Annotated in this window: 20 protein-coding genes and 1 pseudogene; 12 read left to right on the forward strand and 9 right to left on the reverse strand. The window is 67.8% G+C overall.

Annotated elements, in window-relative coordinates; translation table 11 throughout:
- Nucleotides 1–19: 19 nt before the first annotated feature.
- From ACW9TB_RS13500 to ACW9TB_RS13510, 3 genes and pseudogenes are all read left to right on the forward strand, one after another.
- Nucleotides 20–826 (forward strand): annotated as a pseudogene (locus ACW9TB_RS13500) (IS5 family transposase).
- A gap of 504 nt (nucleotides 827–1,330) precedes the next feature.
- Complete coding sequence (locus tag ACW9TB_RS13505; protein WP_436757765.1) at nucleotides 1,331–1,519, forward strand: hypothetical protein; 189 nt, start codon at nucleotides 1,331–1,333, stop codon at nucleotides 1,517–1,519.
- Entirely contained in the window at nucleotides 1,516–2,943 is a 1,428-nt protein-coding gene (locus tag ACW9TB_RS13510; RefSeq protein ID WP_472748333.1) for a replication initiator, read from the forward strand. Before ACW9TB_RS13505 ends, ACW9TB_RS13510 begins: the two co-directional genes overlap by 4 nt.
- 73 nt (nucleotides 2,944–3,016) lie before the next feature.
- On the opposite strand, the gene ACW9TB_RS13515 is transcribed toward ACW9TB_RS13510, so the two are convergent.
- The 7 genes from ACW9TB_RS13515 to ACW9TB_RS13545 all read right to left on the reverse strand — a co-directional run bounded on the left by ACW9TB_RS13515 (nucleotide 3,017) and on the right by ACW9TB_RS13545 (nucleotide 7,170).
- Nucleotides 3,017–3,316, reverse strand: a complete 300-nt coding sequence (locus ACW9TB_RS13515) for a hypothetical protein (protein WP_472748334.1) — start codon at nucleotides 3,314–3,316, stop codon at nucleotides 3,017–3,019.
- Entirely contained in the window at nucleotides 3,280–3,945 is a 666-nt protein-coding gene (locus tag ACW9TB_RS13520; RefSeq protein ID WP_472748335.1) for a hypothetical protein, read from the reverse strand. Before ACW9TB_RS13520 ends, ACW9TB_RS13515 begins: the two co-directional genes overlap by 37 nt.
- A 186-nt stretch (nucleotides 3,946–4,131) precedes the next feature.
- Nucleotides 4,132–4,752 carry a hypothetical protein gene (locus ACW9TB_RS13525; protein ID WP_472748336.1) on the reverse strand — a complete coding sequence of 207 codons (621 nt, stop codon included), beginning with the start codon at nucleotides 4,750–4,752 and terminating at the stop codon, nucleotides 4,132–4,134.
- The gene (locus ACW9TB_RS13530) at nucleotides 4,740–5,279 is read right to left on the reverse strand and encodes a 3'-5' exonuclease family protein (RefSeq protein ID WP_472748337.1); all 540 of its coding nucleotides are present in this window, start codon (nucleotides 5,277–5,279) and stop codon (nucleotides 4,740–4,742) included. Before ACW9TB_RS13530 ends, ACW9TB_RS13525 begins: the two co-directional genes overlap by 13 nt.
- The gene (locus ACW9TB_RS13535) at nucleotides 5,279–5,800 is read right to left on the reverse strand and encodes a hypothetical protein (protein WP_472748338.1); all 522 of its coding nucleotides are present in this window, start codon (nucleotides 5,798–5,800) and stop codon (nucleotides 5,279–5,281) included. Before ACW9TB_RS13535 ends, ACW9TB_RS13530 begins: the two co-directional genes overlap by 1 nt.
- A 516-nt stretch (nucleotides 5,801–6,316) precedes the next feature.
- Nucleotides 6,317–6,970 (reverse strand): hypothetical protein, encoded by a 654-nt coding sequence (locus ACW9TB_RS13540; protein WP_472748339.1) that lies wholly within the window; start codon nucleotides 6,968–6,970, stop codon nucleotides 6,317–6,319.
- Between the two features lie 38 nt (nucleotides 6,971–7,008).
- A complete protein-coding gene (locus ACW9TB_RS13545; RefSeq protein WP_472748340.1) occupies nucleotides 7,009–7,170 on the reverse strand; it encodes a hypothetical protein in 162 nt (53 codons plus the stop codon).
- A gap of 234 nt (nucleotides 7,171–7,404) precedes the next feature.
- Here ACW9TB_RS13545 and ACW9TB_RS13550 point away from each other — a divergent pair, with 234 nt between their 5' ends.
- The 6 genes from ACW9TB_RS13550 (at nucleotide 7,405) to ACW9TB_RS13575 (ending at nucleotide 12,915) form a co-directional block, all read left to right on the forward strand.
- Nucleotides 7,405–7,638, forward strand: coding sequence for a hypothetical protein (locus ACW9TB_RS13550; RefSeq protein ID WP_472748341.1), 234 nt, complete (start codon nucleotides 7,405–7,407; stop codon nucleotides 7,636–7,638).
- The gene (locus ACW9TB_RS13555; protein WP_472748342.1) at nucleotides 7,619–8,137 is read left to right on the forward strand and encodes a DUF6879 family protein; all 519 of its coding nucleotides are present in this window, start codon (nucleotides 7,619–7,621) and stop codon (nucleotides 8,135–8,137) included. The genes ACW9TB_RS13550 and ACW9TB_RS13555 overlap by 20 nt, the downstream gene beginning before the upstream one ends.
- Nucleotides 8,138–8,146: 9 nt before the next feature.
- Nucleotides 8,147–8,986: a helix-turn-helix domain-containing protein gene (locus ACW9TB_RS13560; RefSeq protein WP_472748343.1), complete on the forward strand. Its 840-nt coding sequence runs from the start codon at nucleotides 8,147–8,149 to the stop codon at nucleotides 8,984–8,986.
- A gap of 57 nt (nucleotides 8,987–9,043) precedes the next feature.
- On the forward strand, nucleotides 9,044–9,433 hold the full coding sequence (locus ACW9TB_RS13565) for a hypothetical protein (RefSeq protein ID WP_472748344.1): 390 nt from the start codon (nucleotides 9,044–9,046) through the stop codon (nucleotides 9,431–9,433).
- A gap of 233 nt (nucleotides 9,434–9,666) precedes the next feature.
- Nucleotides 9,667–10,920, forward strand: a complete 1,254-nt coding sequence (locus tag ACW9TB_RS13570) for an alkyl sulfatase dimerization domain-containing protein (RefSeq protein ID WP_472748345.1) — start codon at nucleotides 9,667–9,669, stop codon at nucleotides 10,918–10,920.
- Between the two features lie 354 nt (nucleotides 10,921–11,274).
- Nucleotides 11,275–12,915 (forward strand): DUF885 domain-containing protein, encoded by a 1,641-nt coding sequence (locus ACW9TB_RS13575; protein WP_472748346.1) that lies wholly within the window; start codon nucleotides 11,275–11,277, stop codon nucleotides 12,913–12,915.
- Nucleotides 12,916–13,154: 239 nt separating this feature from the next.
- Here the strand turns inward: ACW9TB_RS13575 and ACW9TB_RS13580 are convergent, their stop codons facing one another.
- The gene (locus ACW9TB_RS13580) at nucleotides 13,155–16,298 is read right to left on the reverse strand and encodes an AfsR/SARP family transcriptional regulator (RefSeq protein WP_472748347.1); all 3,144 of its coding nucleotides are present in this window, start codon (nucleotides 16,296–16,298) and stop codon (nucleotides 13,155–13,157) included.
- Nucleotides 16,299–16,659: 361 nt separating this feature from the next.
- Entirely contained in the window at nucleotides 16,660–16,809 is a 150-nt protein-coding gene (locus tag ACW9TB_RS13585; protein WP_472748348.1) for a hypothetical protein, read from the reverse strand.
- Nucleotides 16,810–17,070: 261 nt separating this feature from the next.
- Between ACW9TB_RS13585 and ACW9TB_RS13590 the strand changes: the two genes are divergently transcribed.
- The 3 genes from ACW9TB_RS13590 to ACW9TB_RS13600 are packed head-to-tail and all read left to right on the forward strand — an operon-like array spanning nucleotide 17,071 to nucleotide 18,964.
- Nucleotides 17,071–17,409, forward strand: coding sequence for a hydroxyisourate hydrolase (locus ACW9TB_RS13590; RefSeq protein WP_472748349.1), 339 nt, complete (start codon nucleotides 17,071–17,073; stop codon nucleotides 17,407–17,409).
- A 41-nt stretch (nucleotides 17,410–17,450) separates the two neighbouring features.
- Nucleotides 17,451–18,290, forward strand: coding sequence for an AfsR/SARP family transcriptional regulator (locus ACW9TB_RS13595; protein ID WP_472748350.1), 840 nt, complete (start codon nucleotides 17,451–17,453; stop codon nucleotides 18,288–18,290).
- Nucleotides 18,287–18,964: a hypothetical protein gene (locus ACW9TB_RS13600; RefSeq protein WP_472748351.1), complete on the forward strand. Its 678-nt coding sequence runs from the start codon at nucleotides 18,287–18,289 to the stop codon at nucleotides 18,962–18,964. Before ACW9TB_RS13595 ends, ACW9TB_RS13600 begins: the two co-directional genes overlap by 4 nt.
- Nucleotides 18,965–19,118 lie beyond the last annotated feature (154 nt).

Here is a 19,118-nt window from a genome sequence, read left to right on the forward strand (position 1 = left end):
ATCAGTCGTTAAATCGTCCGTGGATGCGTTCCTTCAGCGACTGGTCCCTGATGAGTTGTGGGAGCTGTTTCAGCGGGTCGTCCCGATGGCGCCCACCCGGCCGCAAGGCGGCGGCCGACGGCGCGTGGACGATCAGATGATCTTGGCCGCGATCGTGTACGTGGCCACCACCGGGTGCGCCTGGCGGCAGCTGCCGCCGGTCTTCGGCGCCTCCTGGCAGACCGTCAATCGCCGATTCGCCAAATGGAGCGCCGCCCGGGTGTGGGCCAAGCTGTACCGCATCATCCTGGACAAGCTCGACGCCCGGGGCGAGCTGAACTGGTCGCGCTGCGCGATCGACTCGGTCAGCCTGCGCGCGGTCAAAGGGGGGAGCTGACAGGCCCGAATCCTGTCGATCGCGGCAAGAGCGGGTCGAAAATTCATCTCATCACCGAGCGGACCGGTCTGCCGATCTCTGTCGCGATCAGTGCCGCCAACACTCATGACAGCCTGGCCTCGCAGCCGCTGGTCCGAAGCAGGCCGCCGATCCGCTCGCGCCACGGACCGCGACGCCGCAAACCCGCCAAGCTTCACAGCGACAAGGGATATGACTATCCCCCACCTGCGGGCCTTTCTGCGCGGCCGGGACATCAATCCGCGCATCGCCCGCCGCGGTATCGAGTCCAGCCAGCGGCTCGGCCGGCACCGCTGGGTCGTGGAGCGAGCCGTCTCCTGGCCGGTCGGCTACCGCCGCCTACACCGGCGTTATGAGCGTCAAGCTGATCATTTCGCATCCTTCGTCGCCATCGCCGCAGCTCTCATTTGCTACCGCCGACTCGCCAAATGAGTCGCACTCTAAGACGTCCTGGGACGTCCTCGATCTCCAAGGGGGCTGAGCACCTGACCAACAGGTGACAGCTCCCTTACTTGTTGCCTCTGACGATCAGATGCAGCCGTACGCAGCCGGACACCACCGGACGACAGAGGACGGCTCGGAAGACGTCCCGGCGGAAATTTCCGCACGCATAATTTCCCGTCCACCGTGGCAAAATGACCATAGATAATTTCCCCCGTCTTTCGGGAAGCAGCAAGAGACCAGACGCGACACATTCGAGCGCAGTACGCCACCGGGCACCAAGATGACGAGAGCCGTTCCGCTGGAGGGACCCGGCCAGCGGTGGGCCAGCACTACAGGCAGCGCTCACTGGTTCACCGTCGCGCGACCTCAACACTCCATCAATCTCGCTGACGAGTGCCGCTCCTCCACAGTCATGTCATTTCCGCATGCCTGCCGATGGCACCTGTATTTTCCCGAAATGGCGTGGGAACTCCGCAGAGAGAAAGGAGTCCTTTGGTACCTCCCGAATTGGTACCGCACGCCGCGCTTGTACGGGAGTGGTCCAAGCGCAAGATCGCCGAGTCGCCTCGGTGGTCACCCGAGAAATGGCGGCGCATCGCCGCCATCCACGGCATCGAGCTGGCCGACGGGCCGACTCGCGCCGAACCTCCGTCCCTCGAAGCCGAGAGGGGGGCCGCGTGAACCCGGCTCCCTCCTTCGCCCCTGACATCCTGGCCGCACTGCAACGCGCGGCCATGCCCGACTTCGCCCGCTGGCAACGCATGGTCTACGCCACGGGCGGCTGTGCCCAACCGGTCCGCCTGCACGGTGAACGCCTGACCTTCGACGGCGCGACCGGTGAGATCCTCGACGTCTATCGGACGGCCGACGAACCTACCGGCTTCCTGCTGACGGCCTGCGGCAACCGTCGCGCGTCCCGGTGTCCTGCCTGCTCGGCGGTCTACAAGGACGACACCTATCACCTCATCATCTCCGGCCTGCGCGGCGGCAAGGGCGTCCCCGAAGACGTGGGCGGCCACCCTCGCGTGTTCGCCACCTTCACCGCTCCCTCCTTCGGCGCGGTCCACGCTCACCGCACCGGCAAGGACGGCAAGACCCTGCCCTGCCGTCCCCGGCGCGACTCCCCGACCTGTCCCCACGGCCGGTATGAGGGTTGCGGCAAGCGCCACAAGCGCGATGACCCGCAAGTGGGGCAACCGCTCTGCGTGGACTGTTATGACTACCAGGGCGCGGTCCTGTGGAACGCTCACGCGGGAGAGCTGTGGCGCCGCTTCACCCAGGCACTCCCGGCTGTCCTGGCTCGACAGCTCGGCGTGCCTCGTGCTCACCTGCGTGAGGTGCTACGCCTGTCCTATGCCAAGGTCGCCGAGTACCAAGCGCGCGGCCTGGTCCACTTCCACGCGGTGATCCGCCTCGACGGCCCGGACGGTCCCGCCTCCCCTCCGCCGGACTGGGCAACCGTCCCACTGCTGGACACCGCGATCCGGCAAGCCGCCGCACAGGTCGTAATGCCTGCCTCGAAGGAATCGCCGGACGCTCCTCCCCCGGTCCTGCTGCGCTGGGGTAATCAGCTCGACGTGCGACCGGTCTACCTCTCCACCGATCTGGACGGCGTGAGTGACCAGCGGGTGGCGTCGTACGTGGCCAAGTACGCGACCAAAGGCGCCGAGTCGGCGGGAACGGTGGACCGACGCATCCGTGACGCTCGGGACATCCCCCGACTGGACGTGACCGAACACGCCCGACGCATGATCTTGACTTGCTTCACTCTCAACCGCCTGCCGCGATACCGGCTGCTCCCGCTGCGGCACTGGTCGCACATGCTGGGGTACCGGGGCCACTTCTCCACCAAGAGCCGCTACTACTCCACCACCCTCGGCACGCTACGCCGGACCCGTGCCGACTACCGGGCCGCGCAAGCTCGGATGATCCTCGGCCTGCCCGACCCTGCCGAAGAGACCACGCTCACCCTGTCGAAGTGGCGCTACGCCGGAAGCGGCCACCGACACGGCGAACCCTTCTGGGCGGAACTGGCTCGGCAACGCATCGCCACTGCTCGTCAGATCGCTAAGGAGCGGACATCTCATGAAGATCATGGAGAATGAAGAATGAACCGCACGGACTTGTTAGGTCTATTCGGCTATTCAAGCGTCGTTCAGTTCGTCACTCAGAAAATGATCACAGAGTCACACCAGAGCGACGCGCGAGAGCATGCAGACCGGAGAGCTTGCCGTGGCGGTCGCGGTGGAGTAGATCGGTGATCACCTGCCGAGGGCCGGTCCGCCGCACTTCGGAAGGGGCGATCTTCTCGGCGACCAGGAGCGCACGCACGGCGCGATCGGTCTTTCCCCAGAGCGTGTACGCCTCGGCGATGCCGGTGTAGTAGCTGGCGCGACGTTCCAGGGGCGGGATCTCTTCGGGAACGATGTCCCTGGCGTGCTCTATGGCTGTTCCGGCGCCCCCGAGAACGATAGACACACCGATCTGTACGTCGCCACATGCCCGACGCTGAGCACGAGCTTGGGCGCGTGTCGTGCGGCCTCTTCGGCTTCCTCCAGCATGCCCAGGGCGTTGTCACGGTCTTCCAACCGAGCTGCGGCGATGGCGCCGGTGGACATCAGCGCCCCGTACGACCCCCAAGCAGAGGCAGAGGCGGAAGGTAGTTGCGGGCGAAGCAGTTCCGCCGTGCTCACCGTGATGTCACGAGCCTTGCCGTAGTCCATCGCCCGGTGGAAGAGGCTGGCCAGGTCTCGACGAGCCTCACCGATGGCCCGGAGGTCACCGCTGGCGTGCGCGGCCCGCTCGCCCTGATGGGCGGCAACCCATGCGTACGGTGAGGCGCTCAGCTTGATCAAGGTGCGGGTCGTCAGGTGATAGACCTGTGCGGCGGTGGCGAGGTCAGCCGGATCGGACGCGTCGCGGGCAACGGGGATCAGCTCGGCGAGATCACCGGCGAGATCGGCGTAACGGGCGGCGGTGAAGTCCCGCCGGGCACGGGTGACGGCACGTGCGAACGACGTAACGGTGACATCACCCGTGTGGCTTCGGTGACCGAGGTTGCCCTCACTAGGATCACTGGTCAGGGAGAGGAAGGGTGCAGCAGTCACGCGTCAACGGCTATCTGACCCCAGACGTGAATTCGCTCATCCTGTGGAGCGCTCTGGCACTTATAGAGGAAGCAGCGGCGAACATGCCAGTCCCCGGCCGGGAGGGTCTGAGCCGGGATGCCGGTAATGCTCATCCGGCCGGTACTGGCCTGGAGCGTGTTGATGTTTGCATGGCAGCGGCCGTTCTCATCCATCCGCGTTGTTCAGGAAGGATTCGGGCCAGGTGCCCGCCCATTTGCCGGCCTTCTTGTACTCCTTGATCGCCTTGGCGAAGTACATGCCGCCTTCGGCCAGGTGCTCCAGGAGGTCGTCATCGGCCTTCGGCTTGCCGGTGGGAGTCTGGAGGAACTCGTCGTGGCCCATATAGACGAGGGCTTCGAAGACCTGCTCCGTCGAACCGGGGTTGAAGGTCTCCGTGTCGATGAAGCCGAGCTTGTCGATCTCGCGCTCGATCTCCATCAGCCAGTACTCCTCCTCTTGGCGGAGGCGGGTGGCCAGTTCGGAGCTGTAGGTGCGGTCGAGTAGGAAGCCCTGTTTGGAGATGTCGGAACAGATCCTGCCGATCTCGTGCTCGTAGCCGATGAGGTGGCGGGCGCTGCCGGGCACCTTCGGGGTGAGCGTCTTGGCCAGGACCCAGGCCAAGATCGGGTCCATCAGCGAGTACATCTGGTAGATCTCGTCGTCGAGCGAGACCGACTCGAAGTACTCGGCTTTCGTGACCTTCAGGTCTTTGCACTGCTGGGCAACGCTGCCCTTGATGTCCTTGGCGGCCTTCGCGTCGATGTAGACCTCGGTCAGTTCCTCCAAGCTGTGTCTGGAGCCGCCTTCCTTGCGGGCGCGGGAGTCGACCAGGCGGGAGATGATGCCGGTGCGTCAATGGCCTTGGGCCACATCTCGGCGAGGGGAACCCCCAGATGGCGGTCCGCCACCTGGAGGTCGAAGCTCGCGTTGTGGATGTAGAGCTTCTTCGCGTGGTGCAACGTGGTTGCGGCGTACCACTGGATTCGGGGGTGCCGCTCGACGGGGAGAAACCGGGTTTGGTCCCCCGCGCTGAACTGGGCGGTGCGAATCCGGAAGCCCGGCTTGTAGACGGCCAAGCTCATGGTCTCAGAGTCGTAGCCGAACTCGGTGTTGCGTGACGCCCACTCCGCGAACGGGGCGAGGTCGGCTTCGGTCTCTACGACATGGCCGGTGATCGTGCGGCCCGCGAGCCGCATCTCGTGGGTCCGCACTGCCAAACTCCTGTATTGGGGCATGCTGAAATGCAAGAGGAGGATGAACATGGCGACCCAGATCGTCAGAAACACCAGGAGCACGTCTCGCGGGTCGGGCATTAGCGCTGCTTGACAAAGATCGGCTTGCACTGGTCGGCGTCGCCCTTTTCGAGCGAGCAGAAGTGCCCAGCCCAGGGGCTCTTGGCGCCGTTGCCAGTCCTGTAGACCATCTCGTCGTGCGCCCAGCTCTTGCCCTGCTGGCCGGGCAGGGTAGACGTCTGCTGGCGAGCCTGGCCACCACCGCTCGCGGCGGCGGGACGGGCAACAGCGCCGGAGTCGAGGCCCTTGGCGAACTTGGCGGCCTTGGCGGTCAGCTCCAGTAGTGCCCTGGCCTCGGTGTTGAGGATGTTGAGGGCCTCCTCCACGCTGGCGGAGTGGAAGACAGTCCACGGGGCGTCGTAGCCCGCACCGTACTTGATGGTGGTTGTGACGCCCTTGGCCTCGGAGCTGTTGTTCGTGGTGATGATGCTCTCCCTGCTCGGTGTGGTGGTAGTCGGCTGGACGGCGGCTTGGGCCTCGTCGACGGGCGGCTCGGGGGGTGGTGTCGAGGTGGCCCAGGGGTCTGTGTCGAAGGTGCTCATAGAGTTGCCGATCTCTTGTATGTGGAGTTGATCAGGGCGCTATCGACGAATGGTTTTTAGGCCCCCGAATCAGAGGGCTCTCCCGTTACTCTGATTCGGTGGACGGAATTGGCTTATTCATTGGCTTAGTCGGCTTGATTCTGGCTGTCGTGCAGATCCACTACGCGCGCCAGCAGACCAAGCGCAAACAGGACACCCGTGAGATGCGGCGCGTAGATCCCAGATGGGTGTATAGCCCCCCACAACCCCCACCTGCCCCAAAACAGCGGAGGTTTTTCCGCAGGCTACGCCAAGTGATCATTTGGCTTGTTATTTTGCTGGCCCTGGCCTGGGGGTTGCTCGTATTGGTGACCACGGCCGGTCGCGGGTACTTTTGACGTGCGAACTCTGAGTCATCAAGCGGTTTCCGGCGTACAGTGACCAAACCCTGTTAAGTCACTTCAACGGATCAGGCACGCGCACTGAAGCGCTCTTCGTCAATGCTGCCTTCGACGCGGGTCGGGCCGAAAGTGAAGTTCAGCCACCCTGCTTTCGCGTGATGTAGATGGCGTCGGCGTTGGACAGGGGGACTCGTGCGCCGGGTCCCTCGTGAAAGTCGGTTGGCTTGTTCGGGCGCCGGTTCAGCTCGTGGGTGAGCTGAGCGACGGCCTCGCTGAGACGCCGTTTGTCGGGCTCGGGAAGGTTCAAGTCCTCGGGGCCGTAGGCGGCGAGGATGGCGTCATGGGCCTTGTCGCCGACCCGCCCCAGTGCCACGTTGATGTCGTGCAGGTTGGCCCAGATGCTCCGGGCCTCCACGGCGGCACCGTGGTTGGCGTCGCGGCCGGGGGTCGTCCAGGAGTCGGGGTTGAAGTAGTACTTCTTGAGTAGCGCACGGACCTCGCGGGGCGTGTAGAGCACCGTGGCGGTGTTCATCATGTAGGCGTAGTGCTGGCGACCGCAGTAGACGCTGGCCCGCTCGCTGAGCAGGAAGTGCAGCACCTCGTACTCGGTCCGCTTGTACTCACCAGCCTGTCCCAGCTTGGTCGAGATGTGCCGCCACTCGCTCAGGGCCTGAGCCGTGACCTCGGCGGCGATCTCGTCGGCTTCCAGGGCGGGGTACTGGCGGGCGAACCTCCTCCCGACCGACGCGGCTACCTCGGCGAGCAGGTCTGTTCGATCGGAGGGGGTCATCCGGCTGTTACCAGTCTCATGTATCTGGCCATGAGTCATCACGCGGCGGCTTTGAACTTGCCGCTGGGGGTGCGCTTGAGGGAGCCGTAGCGTTGAGCCTCGACGACGAACGACCCGTCCGGCCATACGTCGATGGCGACCGGCGACACGTCGCACTTGCCGACGTACAGCAGTCCGAAGCCGGTCTGCCAGTTGGCCACTCCCCCGGCCCCCAGGTACTGATACCGGACCTACCTCGACAAGCACATCAAGCCAGCCCTCGGCGGCATGCGCCTGGACAGCATCGAGGCCACCCACATCGAAGCCCTGCGGGACAAGCTCACCGCGGGCGGATACGCCTCCTCCACCGTCCGGGGCATCCTCACCGTGGTCAAGCAGGTCATCGCAGTGACATCGCACAATCGCCTGCAATCAGATTTTTCGGAGGCCAGGTCATGCGAGTACGGTTCCTCGGCACGGAGACCCAAGGCGGAGGATCTCCGACCCTGTACGACACGGATGAGATCATGTACGGGAAGGAGGTGTACCTCCTTCAAGGGTGGAAGATCACCGACCCTGAGATCCTGGCGCAGTTCGACATACCCGACCACGAGATCATCATGGCGGTCCCGAAGAAGCTCATGAGGCACCTACCGAAGGACAACCCGAATGGAACTGCTGAGGGGTGACGAGTTCGAGAATCTCTTCCACACCTTCAGGAGGACCGCATTCCATCTGGAGCTAAGAGATTCTTACGACACCCCCGAGGAACGAGGTCCGTTCAACCTGTTCCTCGAAGGAAGATCCGACGACTTCGCATGGCATCAGCCCTGGCTGAACCTCGTGCGCGAGGTCACCGGCGACGACAAAAGAATCGAGAGAGTTCGTGTCGTCTCCACCCCTCACACCGACTACACGCGATGGGGCTTGACGGTCGCACCTTTGAACATCGGTGCGGGCGAGGATATTCGCTGGCTGCCTCGTCACATGACCGACGACATCAAGCTGCCCGCAGATGATTTCTGGCTATTCGACGAAAGTCGTCTTGTATTCACGGTGTTCGAAACGAACGGTCAATTCATAGGTGGCGTAGAAGCCCATTATCCCACCCTGGTCGAGCTGTGCCGGACAGCCCAGAAAATAGCCTGGGAACGTGCGATCCCGCATGGCGACTACACAGCAGGGTGAGCGTGTTCCTTGTCAAGTACGGTTCATCAAGCCAAAGAAGCACTGGGTAACAGGCTCAGGGATCTCCGCAAGGACGCTGGGCTGACCGGCAAGCAACTTGCGTCGCTTGCCGGTTGGCACAGCTCCAAGGTCTCCAGGATCGAGTACGGAAAGCAGTCCCCGTCAGAGGAGGACATAAGACACTGGTGTCGGCACTGCACCGCGCCAGATCAGGTTCCAGATCTGATCGCCACCATTCGCAACATCGAAACGATGTACATCGAGTGGCGCCGGAACCTCCAGACCGGCACCAGAAAGCGCCAGGAAGAATCCATCCGCATCGAGGCCGGAACCAAGCTGTTCCGCTGGTACGAGCCCGTCCTGGTCCCAGGAATTCTACACACCGCCGAATACGCCGCCGCGGTCATGGAGAAGGTGATCGGATTCTACGATATTCCGAACGACCTAGACGCCGGGGTATCGGCCAGGATGGAACGCCAGCAGATTCTCTACAGAGGGGACCATCGGTTCCACATTCTTCTCTCCCAGCAGGCCCTGCTGACGAATGTCGGCGGGCCCGCCGTCATGATTGGGCAACTGGACCGTCTGCTCGCGGTCTCCTCCCTGGCGAGGGTAAGTCTGGGAATCATCCCCTCAAGGTCCTCATATGAGGTTCCGTCGAATCAGTTCATCATCTTCGACGAGCGAATGGTCCATGTCGAGGCGGTCTCAGCGGAACTTGCGATAACCCAGCCACGGGAGATCGCCCTGTACGCCAGAGCGTTCCAGGGGCTGACGAACCTGGCGGTCTACGGCCCGAAGGCACGAGCGATCATCACCGCCACGCTGGAAGACCTGCGAGACGACTGACGCAATCTGCTGCAAAATCCTTGAGGGCGGAGACTCCCGGTTCCTATCGTCGCAGGCATGGCGACTGGACAGGCAGCGATAGAGCCCTGCGCGGAGGGGTCCCAGGGCGACGCGACGGCGAAGCTCGCTGAGCGGGAAACTCCCGCGTCTTTGCGTCATCTCGCCGGGCTGGTCCACGCGCGGGGTGTTCGTACGTCGATCATTCACTACGTGGGGCTTCGGCTTCGTGGGCATCGGCCGCTTCCGTTTCCTCGGGAAGATCGGTTCGAGCTGATCGCGCACAGCCGCGACGGGTGGGAGGTGGCGAGCGTGACCGTGGAGGAGCGGTCCGGTTGTTTCGTGGTCTCGCTGCCCTCGGTGGGGATCACCACCCAGCTGGTGAACGCCGACCAGCCGCACGCGGTGGTGGACCTGATCCTCGCCGCGCTGCCGAAGGAGACGGTGTGAGGCGGGAGATGGCGCGGTACGACGTGGCGGAGAAGCCGCGCGGTCGTTTCCGGAACCGCCAGCGAGATGCGTTCACCTCGGATTGGATCACCCGCGAGCGGTGACATATCCGGTGTCGCTCGGCTGGAATGGTGCTGTTCGCCGGGAACCGCGTTGATCCCGGGCGGCTGGAAACATGATAGGCGGGCACCGGCCGGAGCGCGACGGAAGACGTCGAGGAAGGGCTGACCTCCATGGACATCACCGAGTACGCCGACACCGTGTGGCGGGGCGAGGTCCCCGACAGCATCGTGCACGCGGGCCTCGCCGGGCAGGGCTTCGTGGAGATCGCCGACGGCGTGGGTTTCCGCGGCGGCTTCGGCAACGTGATCGCGCTGCGGCACGGCGGGGAGGTGACCCTGTTCGACACGGGCAACCCCTTCGACGCGGACCGGCTCCACACCGAGCTGCGGGCCTGGACGGACGAGCCGGTGACCGCCGCGGTCTACTCCCACGGGCACATCGACCACGTCTCGGGCGTCGGCCCGTTCGACGCCGAGGCGGACACGGCGAGGCGGCCCCGGCCGACGGTGGTGGGGCACGAGGCGGTCGCCGTCCGCTTCGAGCGCTACGTGCTGACCAACGGGTACAACGCCGTCGTCAACCGGCGGCAGTTCCAGGCTCCCGGCCTGACCTGGCCCACCGAGTACCGCCACCCCGACGTGGCCTACCGCGACGTGATGTCGCTTGGCCACGTCGACCTCTTCCACGCGAAGGGCGAGACCGACGACGCGAGCGTCGGCTGGGTGCCCTCGCACCGCATCCTGCTGCCGGGCGACCTGTTCATCTGGGTGACCCCCAACTGCGGCAACCCGCAGAAGGCGCAACGCTACCCGCGCGAGTGGGCGATCGCGCTGCGCAGGATGGTCGAGCTGCGGCCGGAGATCATGCTGCCCGGCCACGGTGCCCCGGTCATCGGCGCCGACAGGGTCGAGCAGGCGCTGACCGAGACGGCCGAGTGGCTGGAGTTCATGGTCGAGCGCACCCTGGGGATGCTCAACGAGGGCGCCAGGCTGGACGACATCGTGCGCGCCGTACAGCCTCCCGCGCGTCTGGCGGAGCGGCCCTACCTGCGCCCGCACTACGACGAGCCGGAGTTCGCGGTGCGCAACATCTGGCGGCTGTACGGCGGCTGGTACGACGGCAACCCGGCCAATCTCAAGCCCGCGCCCGAGGCCGAGCTGGCGGCGGCGGTGGCGGAGCTGGCCGGGGGCGCGGACCGGCTGGGCGAGGCCGCGCTCCGGGCGCTGGCCGCCGGAGATCAGCGGCTGGCGGGGCACCTGGCCGAGATGGCCGTACGGGCCGCGCCGGACGACGCGGCGCTGCACAGGACGCGGGCCGAGGTGTTCGCCGCCAGGGCGGAGTCGGAGGCGTCGCTGATGGCGAAAGGCGTGTTCGGCTGGGCGGCCGAGGAGTCACGCAGGGCCGCGGGAGACGCCCCGGCCTGACCTCCGGGCCGGGTGTGAACGGGCTCCCGCGCCGCCTGGGGCGAGCACACCCACACTGCCCCGGGCCCCCGGGGCGAGCACGCCCGCGCGGCTTCCGGCCCCGGCATGAGCCCGCACCACCCGGGGCGAGCCACACCCACACGGCTTCCGGCCCAGGCACAAGCCCACGCCACCCGCCGCAAGCACACCCACACCGCCCCCGCCCCCGGCACAAGCCCACGCGGCCTTCGGCCCCGGCGTAAGCCCATGTCACCCGGGGCGGGCGCGGCCGTGCGGCGCCGGGTTTGCGGACGTCAGGGCGGGTGGATAGCGAAGGGATAGGGAGCGGATGCCGGGCAGTTTTACGTTCCGGACATGAGCACTCCGATCTTTGAGCTTTGCGATGAGTACGTCACCCGCTGGGCGGCACTCGACCCGATCGCGGCAGGTGCCGAGGGCATCGTGTCCGACTTCGTGGCCGCCACCGACCACAGTCCGGCCGGGAGCGCCGCCCGAGCCGAGCTGATCCGTTCGACCCTGAAGCGTCTCGACGAGCTGGTCCCGACCGGTGAGCCGGACATCAGGGCTGCCACCCACCTGCGGGAGCGGCTGGAGGCCGAGCTCGCCTGGCACGACACGGGCGAGCCGCTCCGCTGGGTGGCGGCGCCGTACGGGCTGCCCTACCGGGTGCGCTCCAGCGTCGTCCTCCTCCCCCACGGCAACGACGACGAGTGGCGCGACGTCGCCGCCCGCCTGGCGGCGATCCCGGAGATGCTCGCCGGGTGGCGGGAGAGCCTGGAGGCCGGTCTGGAGATGGGCCTGCGGGGCGCCCGCAGGCAGGCGCTGGCCATGGCGGACCAGGCCGACCAGTTCGCCGGTGCCGGTGGGACTCCCCCGGCGCACGACGCCTTCGTCGCCACCTACGGCGAGGGCCCGGTCAAGGAGGAACTGCTCAAGGCCGCAGCGGCGGCCCACGACGCCTACGCCTTCGCGGGGCGCTACCTGCGCGAGGAGTACGCGCCCCGGGCGAGCGAGGCCGACGCGGTGGGCCCCGAGCGCTACGCGGTCGTCGCCAGGATCAGCCTGGGCGCCGACATCGACCTGCGCGAGGCGTACGAGTGGGGCTGGGCGGAGCTGGAGCGCATCGGAGCCGAGACGGCCGCCGAGGTCGAGCGGATCAAGCCGGGCGCGACCATCGAGGAGGCGACCGCGATCCTCAACGAGACCCAGGCGGTCGACTCCCTGGAGGAGTACCAGGCGTGGCTGCAGGAGCGCCACGACCGGGCGGTCGAGCAGCTGAACGGCACGCACTTCGACATCCCCGAGCCGCTGCGGCGCATCGTGGCCGAGGTCGACGTGAGCTCCACGTCCGGCGCCGCCTCCTACAACGCGCCCAGCGAGGACCTGTCGCGGCCGGGCCGCACCCTGTGGCCGGTCGGCGGGCGGACCCGCTTCGCCACCTGGACCGAGCTGACCACGATCTTCCACGAGGGCGTTCCCGGCCATCACCTGCAGTTCGGCGCGATGCGCACGGCCGGGGACACCCTGTCCAGGTTCGCCAAGGTCTCCTGGGTGGACGGTCACGGCGAGGGGTGGGGCCTGTACGCCGAGCGGCTCGCCGACGAGCTGGGCTGGTTCACCGAGCCGGGCACCCGGCTGGGCATGCTCAACTGGTCGGCCCTGCGTGCCGCCCGGGTGGTCATCGACCTGGGCGTCCACCTCGACCTACCGCTGCCCGACGGCTCGAAGTGGACCTTCGAGAAGGCCTGCGAGGTGCTACGCGACCAGGGCCGCTGCGAGCCGCACCGCGTCGAGGCCGAGGTGGTGCGCTACTTCGGCTGGCCCTCTCAGGCCATCTCCTACAAGCTGGGCGAGCGGGCGTGGGTGCAGGCCCGCGAGGAGGCCAAGCTGCGTCTGGGTGACGCCTTCGACCTGCGTGCCTGGCACACCGCCGCGCTGGAGCTGGGCCCGGTCGGCCTGTCCAGCCTCGCGGAGGCCCTGCGCCGCATCTGCTGAGCGTCGGCGGCCGTCCCGCTCTCGCGGGGCGGCCGTACGCCCGTACTATCCACGCCGCCTCCGCCGGGCACCGGCGGCCCATCGACCGGTGGCACGGCCGCGACCGATAGGCCCGCGACAGCGGGCGACGGCACGGCGGGCGACGACCGCCCGGAGAGGTCCGGCTCCCGGGCCTCTCCGAATGGCTCACCGCTCGGAACGGTTCGCCGCTCAGAACGCCGAAGCCCGGCTGTCCCCGTTCAGGAGGCCGGGACCCGTCCCGTCCGTCCCCGTGGGTTCTCCGGGTCGGGCGGCGGAGGGTCCTCCAGCTGGGCGCGTATCCGGGCGGCGACCGCCGGGGGCATCGTGTCGGCCAGTTCGAGCGCCTCCTCCGAGACGCTCCGCGCCGCCTCCGTCTCGCCGACGGCGACGTAGGCCGCGCTGAGCATGACCAGGACGCGTACCTGGTGGAGCGGTGCGTCGATCTTGTGGAACAGGCCGAGGGCCTGGTGGAAGCGGCCGATGGCCTGTTCGGTCTGGTCGACGGCGAGCGCCAGTTCGCCGAGCCCGAGCACGACCCTGGCCTCGGCGAGCCTCTCCCCTGCGGCGCTCGCCACCTCCAGGGCCTGCTGGAGGGTGAGCTCGGCCGCCTGGAGGTCGCCCTGGCGCAGCCGGGTGATGCCCAGGCCGTGCAGGGCGTACGCCTCGCCGGTCGGGTCGCCGATGTTGCGCACGGTCGTGAGCGTCTGCTCGAAGACCTCGGCCGCCGACGCGAACTCCTCCGACCTGAGGTAGGTCTCGCCCAGCCGGTGCAGGACCTGCGCCTCCACCCGGCGGCTGCCGCCGACCCTGCTGAGTTCCAGTGCCTCGCCCAGCAGGCGCTTGGCCTCGCCGAGCTCGTCGCAGTCGAGCCTGATCTGGGCCATGCTGTGGAGCACGTAGGCGGAGGCGACCTGGTCGCCGGTACCGCGGAAGATGCCCAGCGCGCGTTCATAACGTTCCACGGCGTCGTCGAGGCGGCCGCTCATCCGGTCCAGGAAGGCGATGTTGCGGATGACGAGGGCCACCCCGAGGTCGTCCCCGGCCTCCTCGAACAGCTCGGCCGCCGACTCGAAGTCGCGCCGCGCGTCCCCGAAGCGCTGCTCGGCGATGTACAGCGAGCCGATCGAGTAGAGCATCGCGGCCTGCCCCCGGCGGTCTCCCGCCTGCCGGGCGGCGGCGAGGGCGACCTGGTGGGTCTCCCGCCAGTCGTCGAAGTAGATTCTCGACTCGAACAGGGTGACCGCGCTGATCGCGAGGTCCCAGCACAGCTCGACGAACCCGGCCTGCGCCGCCTGGCGGATGCCCGAGACGAGCGTGAGCCGCTCACGCTCGTACCAGGGCAGGGGGGCCATCACCAGTTTCTCGACCAGCCGCGCGGGCAGCGGCCAGCGCGGCGCGTCACTGTGGACCTGCACGTAGTCTCCGCCGTACTCGCGGCGGTGCGCCTCGCCGGTCAGGAAGAGCAGGCCGCCGAGCACCCTCTCCAGGGCGGCGTTGCGGTCGGCGATGGCCTCCTCGCCCGCGAGGCGCTCGCGGGCGAACACGTGGATCAGGTCGTGGAAGCGGTACTGGCTGTGCACGCCGTACCCGGCGTCGGTCGTCTCGACCAGCTGGCTGTCGGCGAGGTCGTCGAGCAGGTCCTGCGCGTCGGAGGGGTGGCAGTCGAGCAGCGCGGCGGCGACCCAGCCGGAGAAGTGCCGGGACTCCAGGATGGCCAGGCGCCTGAACAGGCGGCGCGCGTCCTCGCTGACGCTCTCGTACGTCAGGGAGATGCTCGCCCTGATGCCCAGGTCGCCGTGTTTGAGCTCGTCGAGCCTGCGGGTCTCGTCCTCCAGCCGTCCCACGAGCTGGTCGATCGTCCAGTGCGGGCGGGCGGCGAGCCTGGCGCCCGCGATGCGCAGCGCCAGCGGCAGATGGCCGCACAGGTCCGCCAGCTCGGCCGCGGACTCCCGCTCGGCCTGCACCCGCTCGACACCGGCGATGCGGGAGAGCAGGTCCACCGACTGCCTGGAGTCGAAGAGGCCGACGTCGAGGTGGGCCGCGCCGGGCAGGCCCGCGAGCCGGCTGCGGCTGGTGATTATCACCGCGGCCTCGGGATTGCCGGGCAGCAGCGGCAGCACCTGGCTCTCGCTCCTGGCGTCGTCCAGGACGATCAGCACCTTGCGTCCGGAGAGCAGCCCGCGGTACATCTCCGCCCGCTCGTCCACCCCGTCGGGGATCGCGTTGCCCGGCACGCCCAGCGCGCGGAGGAAGCGTTCGAGCACCTGCCCGGAGCCGACCGGGTGGGACTCCCCTCCGTGCAGGTCGGCGAAGAGCTGGCCGTCCTCGTACCGTCCGGCGACGCTGTGGGAGACGTGCACCGCGATCGTGGACTTGCCGATGCCCGGTTTGCCGACGACGGCGATGACGGGGACGGCGAGCCGCTGGCGGTCCTCCGCGGCGAACGTGAGCTGGCGGCGGATGGCCTCGACCAGCTTGATGCGGCCGGTGAAGTCGGCGATGTCGGTGGGCAGCAGGCGGGGCACCGTCCGGCGGGCGACCGGCGCCTCCTGCGCCTCCGCGTGGCGCTGGGACTGCTGCTGCTGTTGCTGTTGTTGCTGCTGCCGTCCCGGCGGGTCGAGGCTCTCGTCGGAGGTGAGGATGGCGTACTCGAGCTGCTGGAGGCTCTCGTTGGGTTCGATGCCCAGCTCGTCGATCATCGTCTGGCGGGCGCGGCGATAGACCGTCAGCGCCTCGGCCTGGCGTCCCGAGCGATAGAGCGCGAGCATCAGCTGGCCGCGCAGCCGCTCCCTGAGGGGGTGTTCCTCGACGAGTTCGCTGAGTTCGCCCACCAGCTCGTGGTGCCTGCCCAGCTCCAGCTCCAGCTCGACGCAGTCCTCGTTCGCGGTGATGCGGCGCTCGGTCAGCCTGCCGACCGCCGCCTGCACCAGCCGGCTCTCCTGGCCGTCGAGGGCGGGTCCCCGCCAGAGGGCGAGCGCGTCCCGATAGTGCCTGACGGCGTCCTCGGGGTGGTGGTTCTCGCGGGCCTGGCGGGCCTGGTTCAGGAGGCCCTCGAAGTTCTGGGAGTCGAGCTGCCCTTCGGCGACCCGCAGTGTGTATCCCTGGGAATGGGTCGCGATGACGTCGGGGCCGCCATTGGCGGCGAACAATCGCCGCAGCGAGGAGATGCAGATCTGCACCTGGGCGCGCGAGGTGCTGGGGAGATCCTCACCGTAGATCGCGTCTGTCAGCCGTCCGATGGTGACCATTCGGTTGGCCTCGAGCAGGAGGCAGGAGAGGACGACCTGTTGCCGGGGCGCTCCCAGATCCAGGCGCTGGGCGCCGGCGACGACCTCCAGGGGGCCGAGGATCCGATACTCCACCGAATCTCCTTACAGAATCGCGGCCTGTCCGGGAGTAGTTCACCGCACGGTTGGTGTAAGAGAGACATCAGGGATCTAACCACTGCCTTAAATCAGGCAACAATATCCTCAACCCCACCCTCTGTGATCTCTGGACATATAACCCAGCGATCACGGTGGGCAATTTTATATGCATGAAACGCGCTCTGCCCGGGATCATACAGCGAGGCTGGGTGGAGAACCAGGGGGGTTTGTAAAGGTCTGGCCCGATTTGCGACTAACGGGCGGGTTTGAGACGCGAAGAAGCGGCCGGGCCTTGGACGGCTCCGACCGCTTCGGCGGACCCCCACCGCCGGCGAGTTCGCCGGGCGGGGGGTGCAGTTCAGCCCCAGGGGGTGTTGCTGGCGAGCACGGTGGTCTTCGTGGCCCCGTCGGCGACCGAGGGGAGGACGGCGGTGAGGCCGAGGCACCCGAGGACGGCGACGGCGGAGACGATGATCCGGAGGGTGTTGAAGCTCGCGAATTCCCGCATTTTCTGTACCTCTTCTTCGTGTCTCGCAGGCCGTTCACTGCTGTCCGCCTGTCTGCTTCAAAACGTAAATAGCGCCCCTATCCACGCCTTATCCGATTCCTTCTGATCCGGCATCCGGCCCATCCGAGGCGAAAGAATAGGCGTGGGTAGCCGATGGATAGCGGGCCGAAGGCGGACGGATAGCCCTCCCCTGGAACCTGATGGGACCGAGGCCGCGTGATAAGGGTCACGCGGCCCCGAACAGCAGATGGGTAACCTCACATGAGCATCGCCACGCAGGCACTTGACGGCGTCTACGGCCGATCCGCGGCCGGTGTCCGAGCTCGCCTGGAGCGCGCCTCGGGTGCCGGCTGGGAGCCGGTCTCCGAGGGCGAGACCGACATCGATGGAAACGTTAAAGAATGGACGGACGAATTCATGGAGCGCGGGCTCTATCGTCTCGTTCTCGCCACCGACCACTATTTCGCCGGGCTCGGCATGACCACCTCCTACCCGGAGATCACGGTCATGTTCAGAATGCACGACGAGCGCATGCCGTATCACGTCCAGGTCGTGCTGGCACCACACTCGTACTCAACGTGCTTCGGCGTCCGCGGGTGAGTCCGCGAGCGGCGGAGGCCGTCCTCCCAAGGGAAGCGAACATGCTCGTTCAAGAATTGGCGACACCCGGCCCCCACGACTCCGGGCAGGACCAGGGCTCGCCCTCGGTCATCGCCCGATGCCTGAGCAACTTCCGCCTGGAGGTCGACGGGCAGGCCGTCTCACACTGGCGGGCCGGCAAGTCCCGGGCCCTGTTCCAGTACATGCTGGTCAACCGCGAACGGTTCGTCCACAGGGACCGGCTGCGCGAGGTGCTGTGGCCCGAGCGGGAGGAGCACCACTCCAGCTCGCTCAAGGTCGCCGTGCACGGCGTGCGGCGGGTGCTCAACGAGTTCGAGGACAGGGACGGTTTCACCCTGCTCCACCAGGACCACGGATACGTGCTGCGGACGAACAGCGCGTGGGTGGACATCGAGGAGTTCCAGCGCGCCTTCGACCGGGGCCGGAACGCGTGGGTGGCCAAGGACCACGACACCGCGATCGCGTGGTTCCAGCGGACCGCCGACCTGTACGTCGGGGACTTCCTCTCCGGCGAGACCGGCGGCTGGATCAACGAGCAGCGGCAGTGGATGCGCGGGACCGCCCTGCGCGCCCTGACCGCGCTGCGCACCGAGGCGCTGGAGCGCGAGGACTGGCCGGCCGCGATGCACTGGTGCCGCAGGGCCCTCGACGTCGACCCCCACCACGAGACCACCTACCAGACCCTGATGATGATGCACGGCGAGCTGGGCGAGCTGGGCCGCGTCCTGAGCTGGTACGAGGTGTGCCGTCACCGGCTGCGCACCGACCTCGGCGTGGACCCGAGCGAGCGTACCGAGCGGCTGCTGGCCACGCTCATGCGAGGCCGGACCCTGCCGCCCCTGAGCGGGCCGCGCCCGTGACGGCGCTCGTAACGGTGCCGGTGATGGCCCTCGACCGGGGGCCCGATCTGGAACGCCTGCGCGCGGCGGTCGGCGAGTTCGCCCGCTACAGCGCGGCCGACAGGTCGTGGGAACGGCTGCTGCTGGCGACCGGGCCGCGGGTCGATCCCGCGCTCGCGGCCCATCGCCGGGCGCTGCTGGCCTGGCTGAACGCCTGGGGATGCCGGCTGCGCTATCCACGTGACGGCGAGCCCGACGTCTTCTGCGCGGAGACCTCGGCCTGGTGGGAGCGATGGAGGGAGCGCCTGCCCGGCCCGGACGCCACGCTCGCGACGCTGGACGACGCGGAGATCGACGTGCTGGGCGAGTGCTACGCGGACCTGTCGGCGATGCGAGCGGCTCCCGGGGCCAGGCCCCGTTCCCTGGGGCCGACCGCGGCGACCAAGATGCTGCACGCCCTGCGCCCGGAGGCGCTGATGCCCTGGGACGCGGCCATCGCCGACGCCCTGCACGGATCCCGTACGGCGGACGCCTACCGCGCGCACCTGCGGCTGGGCCGGGAATGGGCGCGGCGCCTGCTCTCGGAGGCCGGTCTCGGCGAGCGGGAGCTGGCGGTGGAGCTGGGCCGTCCCGGGCGTCCGCTGGCGAAGATGCTGGACGACTACTGCTATCTGATGTTCACCGCGGCGACCTGACCCGCCCCCGGGACCTCGGGAACGGGGTTCGGGAACGGAGCACCGCGGGCCGATAGCGAGTGGATATCCCGCTCGCGCACGGCATGAGCCCGGCCGGGGCCGCCCTCTCCTTCGAGGGCGGCGCCCGGCCGGGCCCCGTTCTCACGGTCGCCGG

The sequence above is a fragment of the Streptosporangium sp. H13245 genome (assembly GCF_055690525.1).

Coding starts and splice junctions, on each gene's coding strand:
- ACW9TB_RS13540 (WP_472748339.1), bottom strand. CDS start 6,970: ATGACCCCCTCCGATCGAACAGACCTGCTCGCCGAGGTAGCCGCGTCG.
- ACW9TB_RS13555 (WP_472748342.1), top strand. CDS start 7,619: ATGGAACTGCTGAGGGGTGACGAGTTCGAGAATCTCTTCCACACCTTC.
- ACW9TB_RS13585 (WP_472748348.1), bottom strand. CDS start 16,809: ATGCGGGAATTCGCGAGCTTCAACACCCTCCGGATCATCGTCTCCGCC.
- ACW9TB_RS13530 (WP_472748337.1), bottom strand. CDS start 5,279: ATGCCCGACCCGCGAGACGTGCTCCTGGTGTTTCTGACGATCTGGGTC.
- ACW9TB_RS13595 (WP_472748350.1), top strand. CDS start 17,451: ATGCTCGTTCAAGAATTGGCGACACCCGGCCCCCACGACTCCGGGCAG.
- ACW9TB_RS13550 (WP_472748341.1), top strand. CDS start 7,405: ATGCGAGTACGGTTCCTCGGCACGGAGACCCAAGGCGGAGGATCTCCG.
- ACW9TB_RS13565 (WP_472748344.1), top strand. CDS start 9,044: ATGGCGACTGGACAGGCAGCGATAGAGCCCTGCGCGGAGGGGTCCCAG.
- ACW9TB_RS13575 (WP_472748346.1), top strand. CDS start 11,275: ATGAGCACTCCGATCTTTGAGCTTTGCGATGAGTACGTCACCCGCTGG.
- ACW9TB_RS13570 (WP_472748345.1), top strand. CDS start 9,667: ATGGACATCACCGAGTACGCCGACACCGTGTGGCGGGGCGAGGTCCCC.
- ACW9TB_RS13535 (WP_472748338.1), bottom strand. CDS start 5,800: ATGAGCACCTTCGACACAGACCCCTGGGCCACCTCGACACCACCCCCC.
- ACW9TB_RS13590 (WP_472748349.1), top strand. CDS start 17,071: ATGAGCATCGCCACGCAGGCACTTGACGGCGTCTACGGCCGATCCGCG.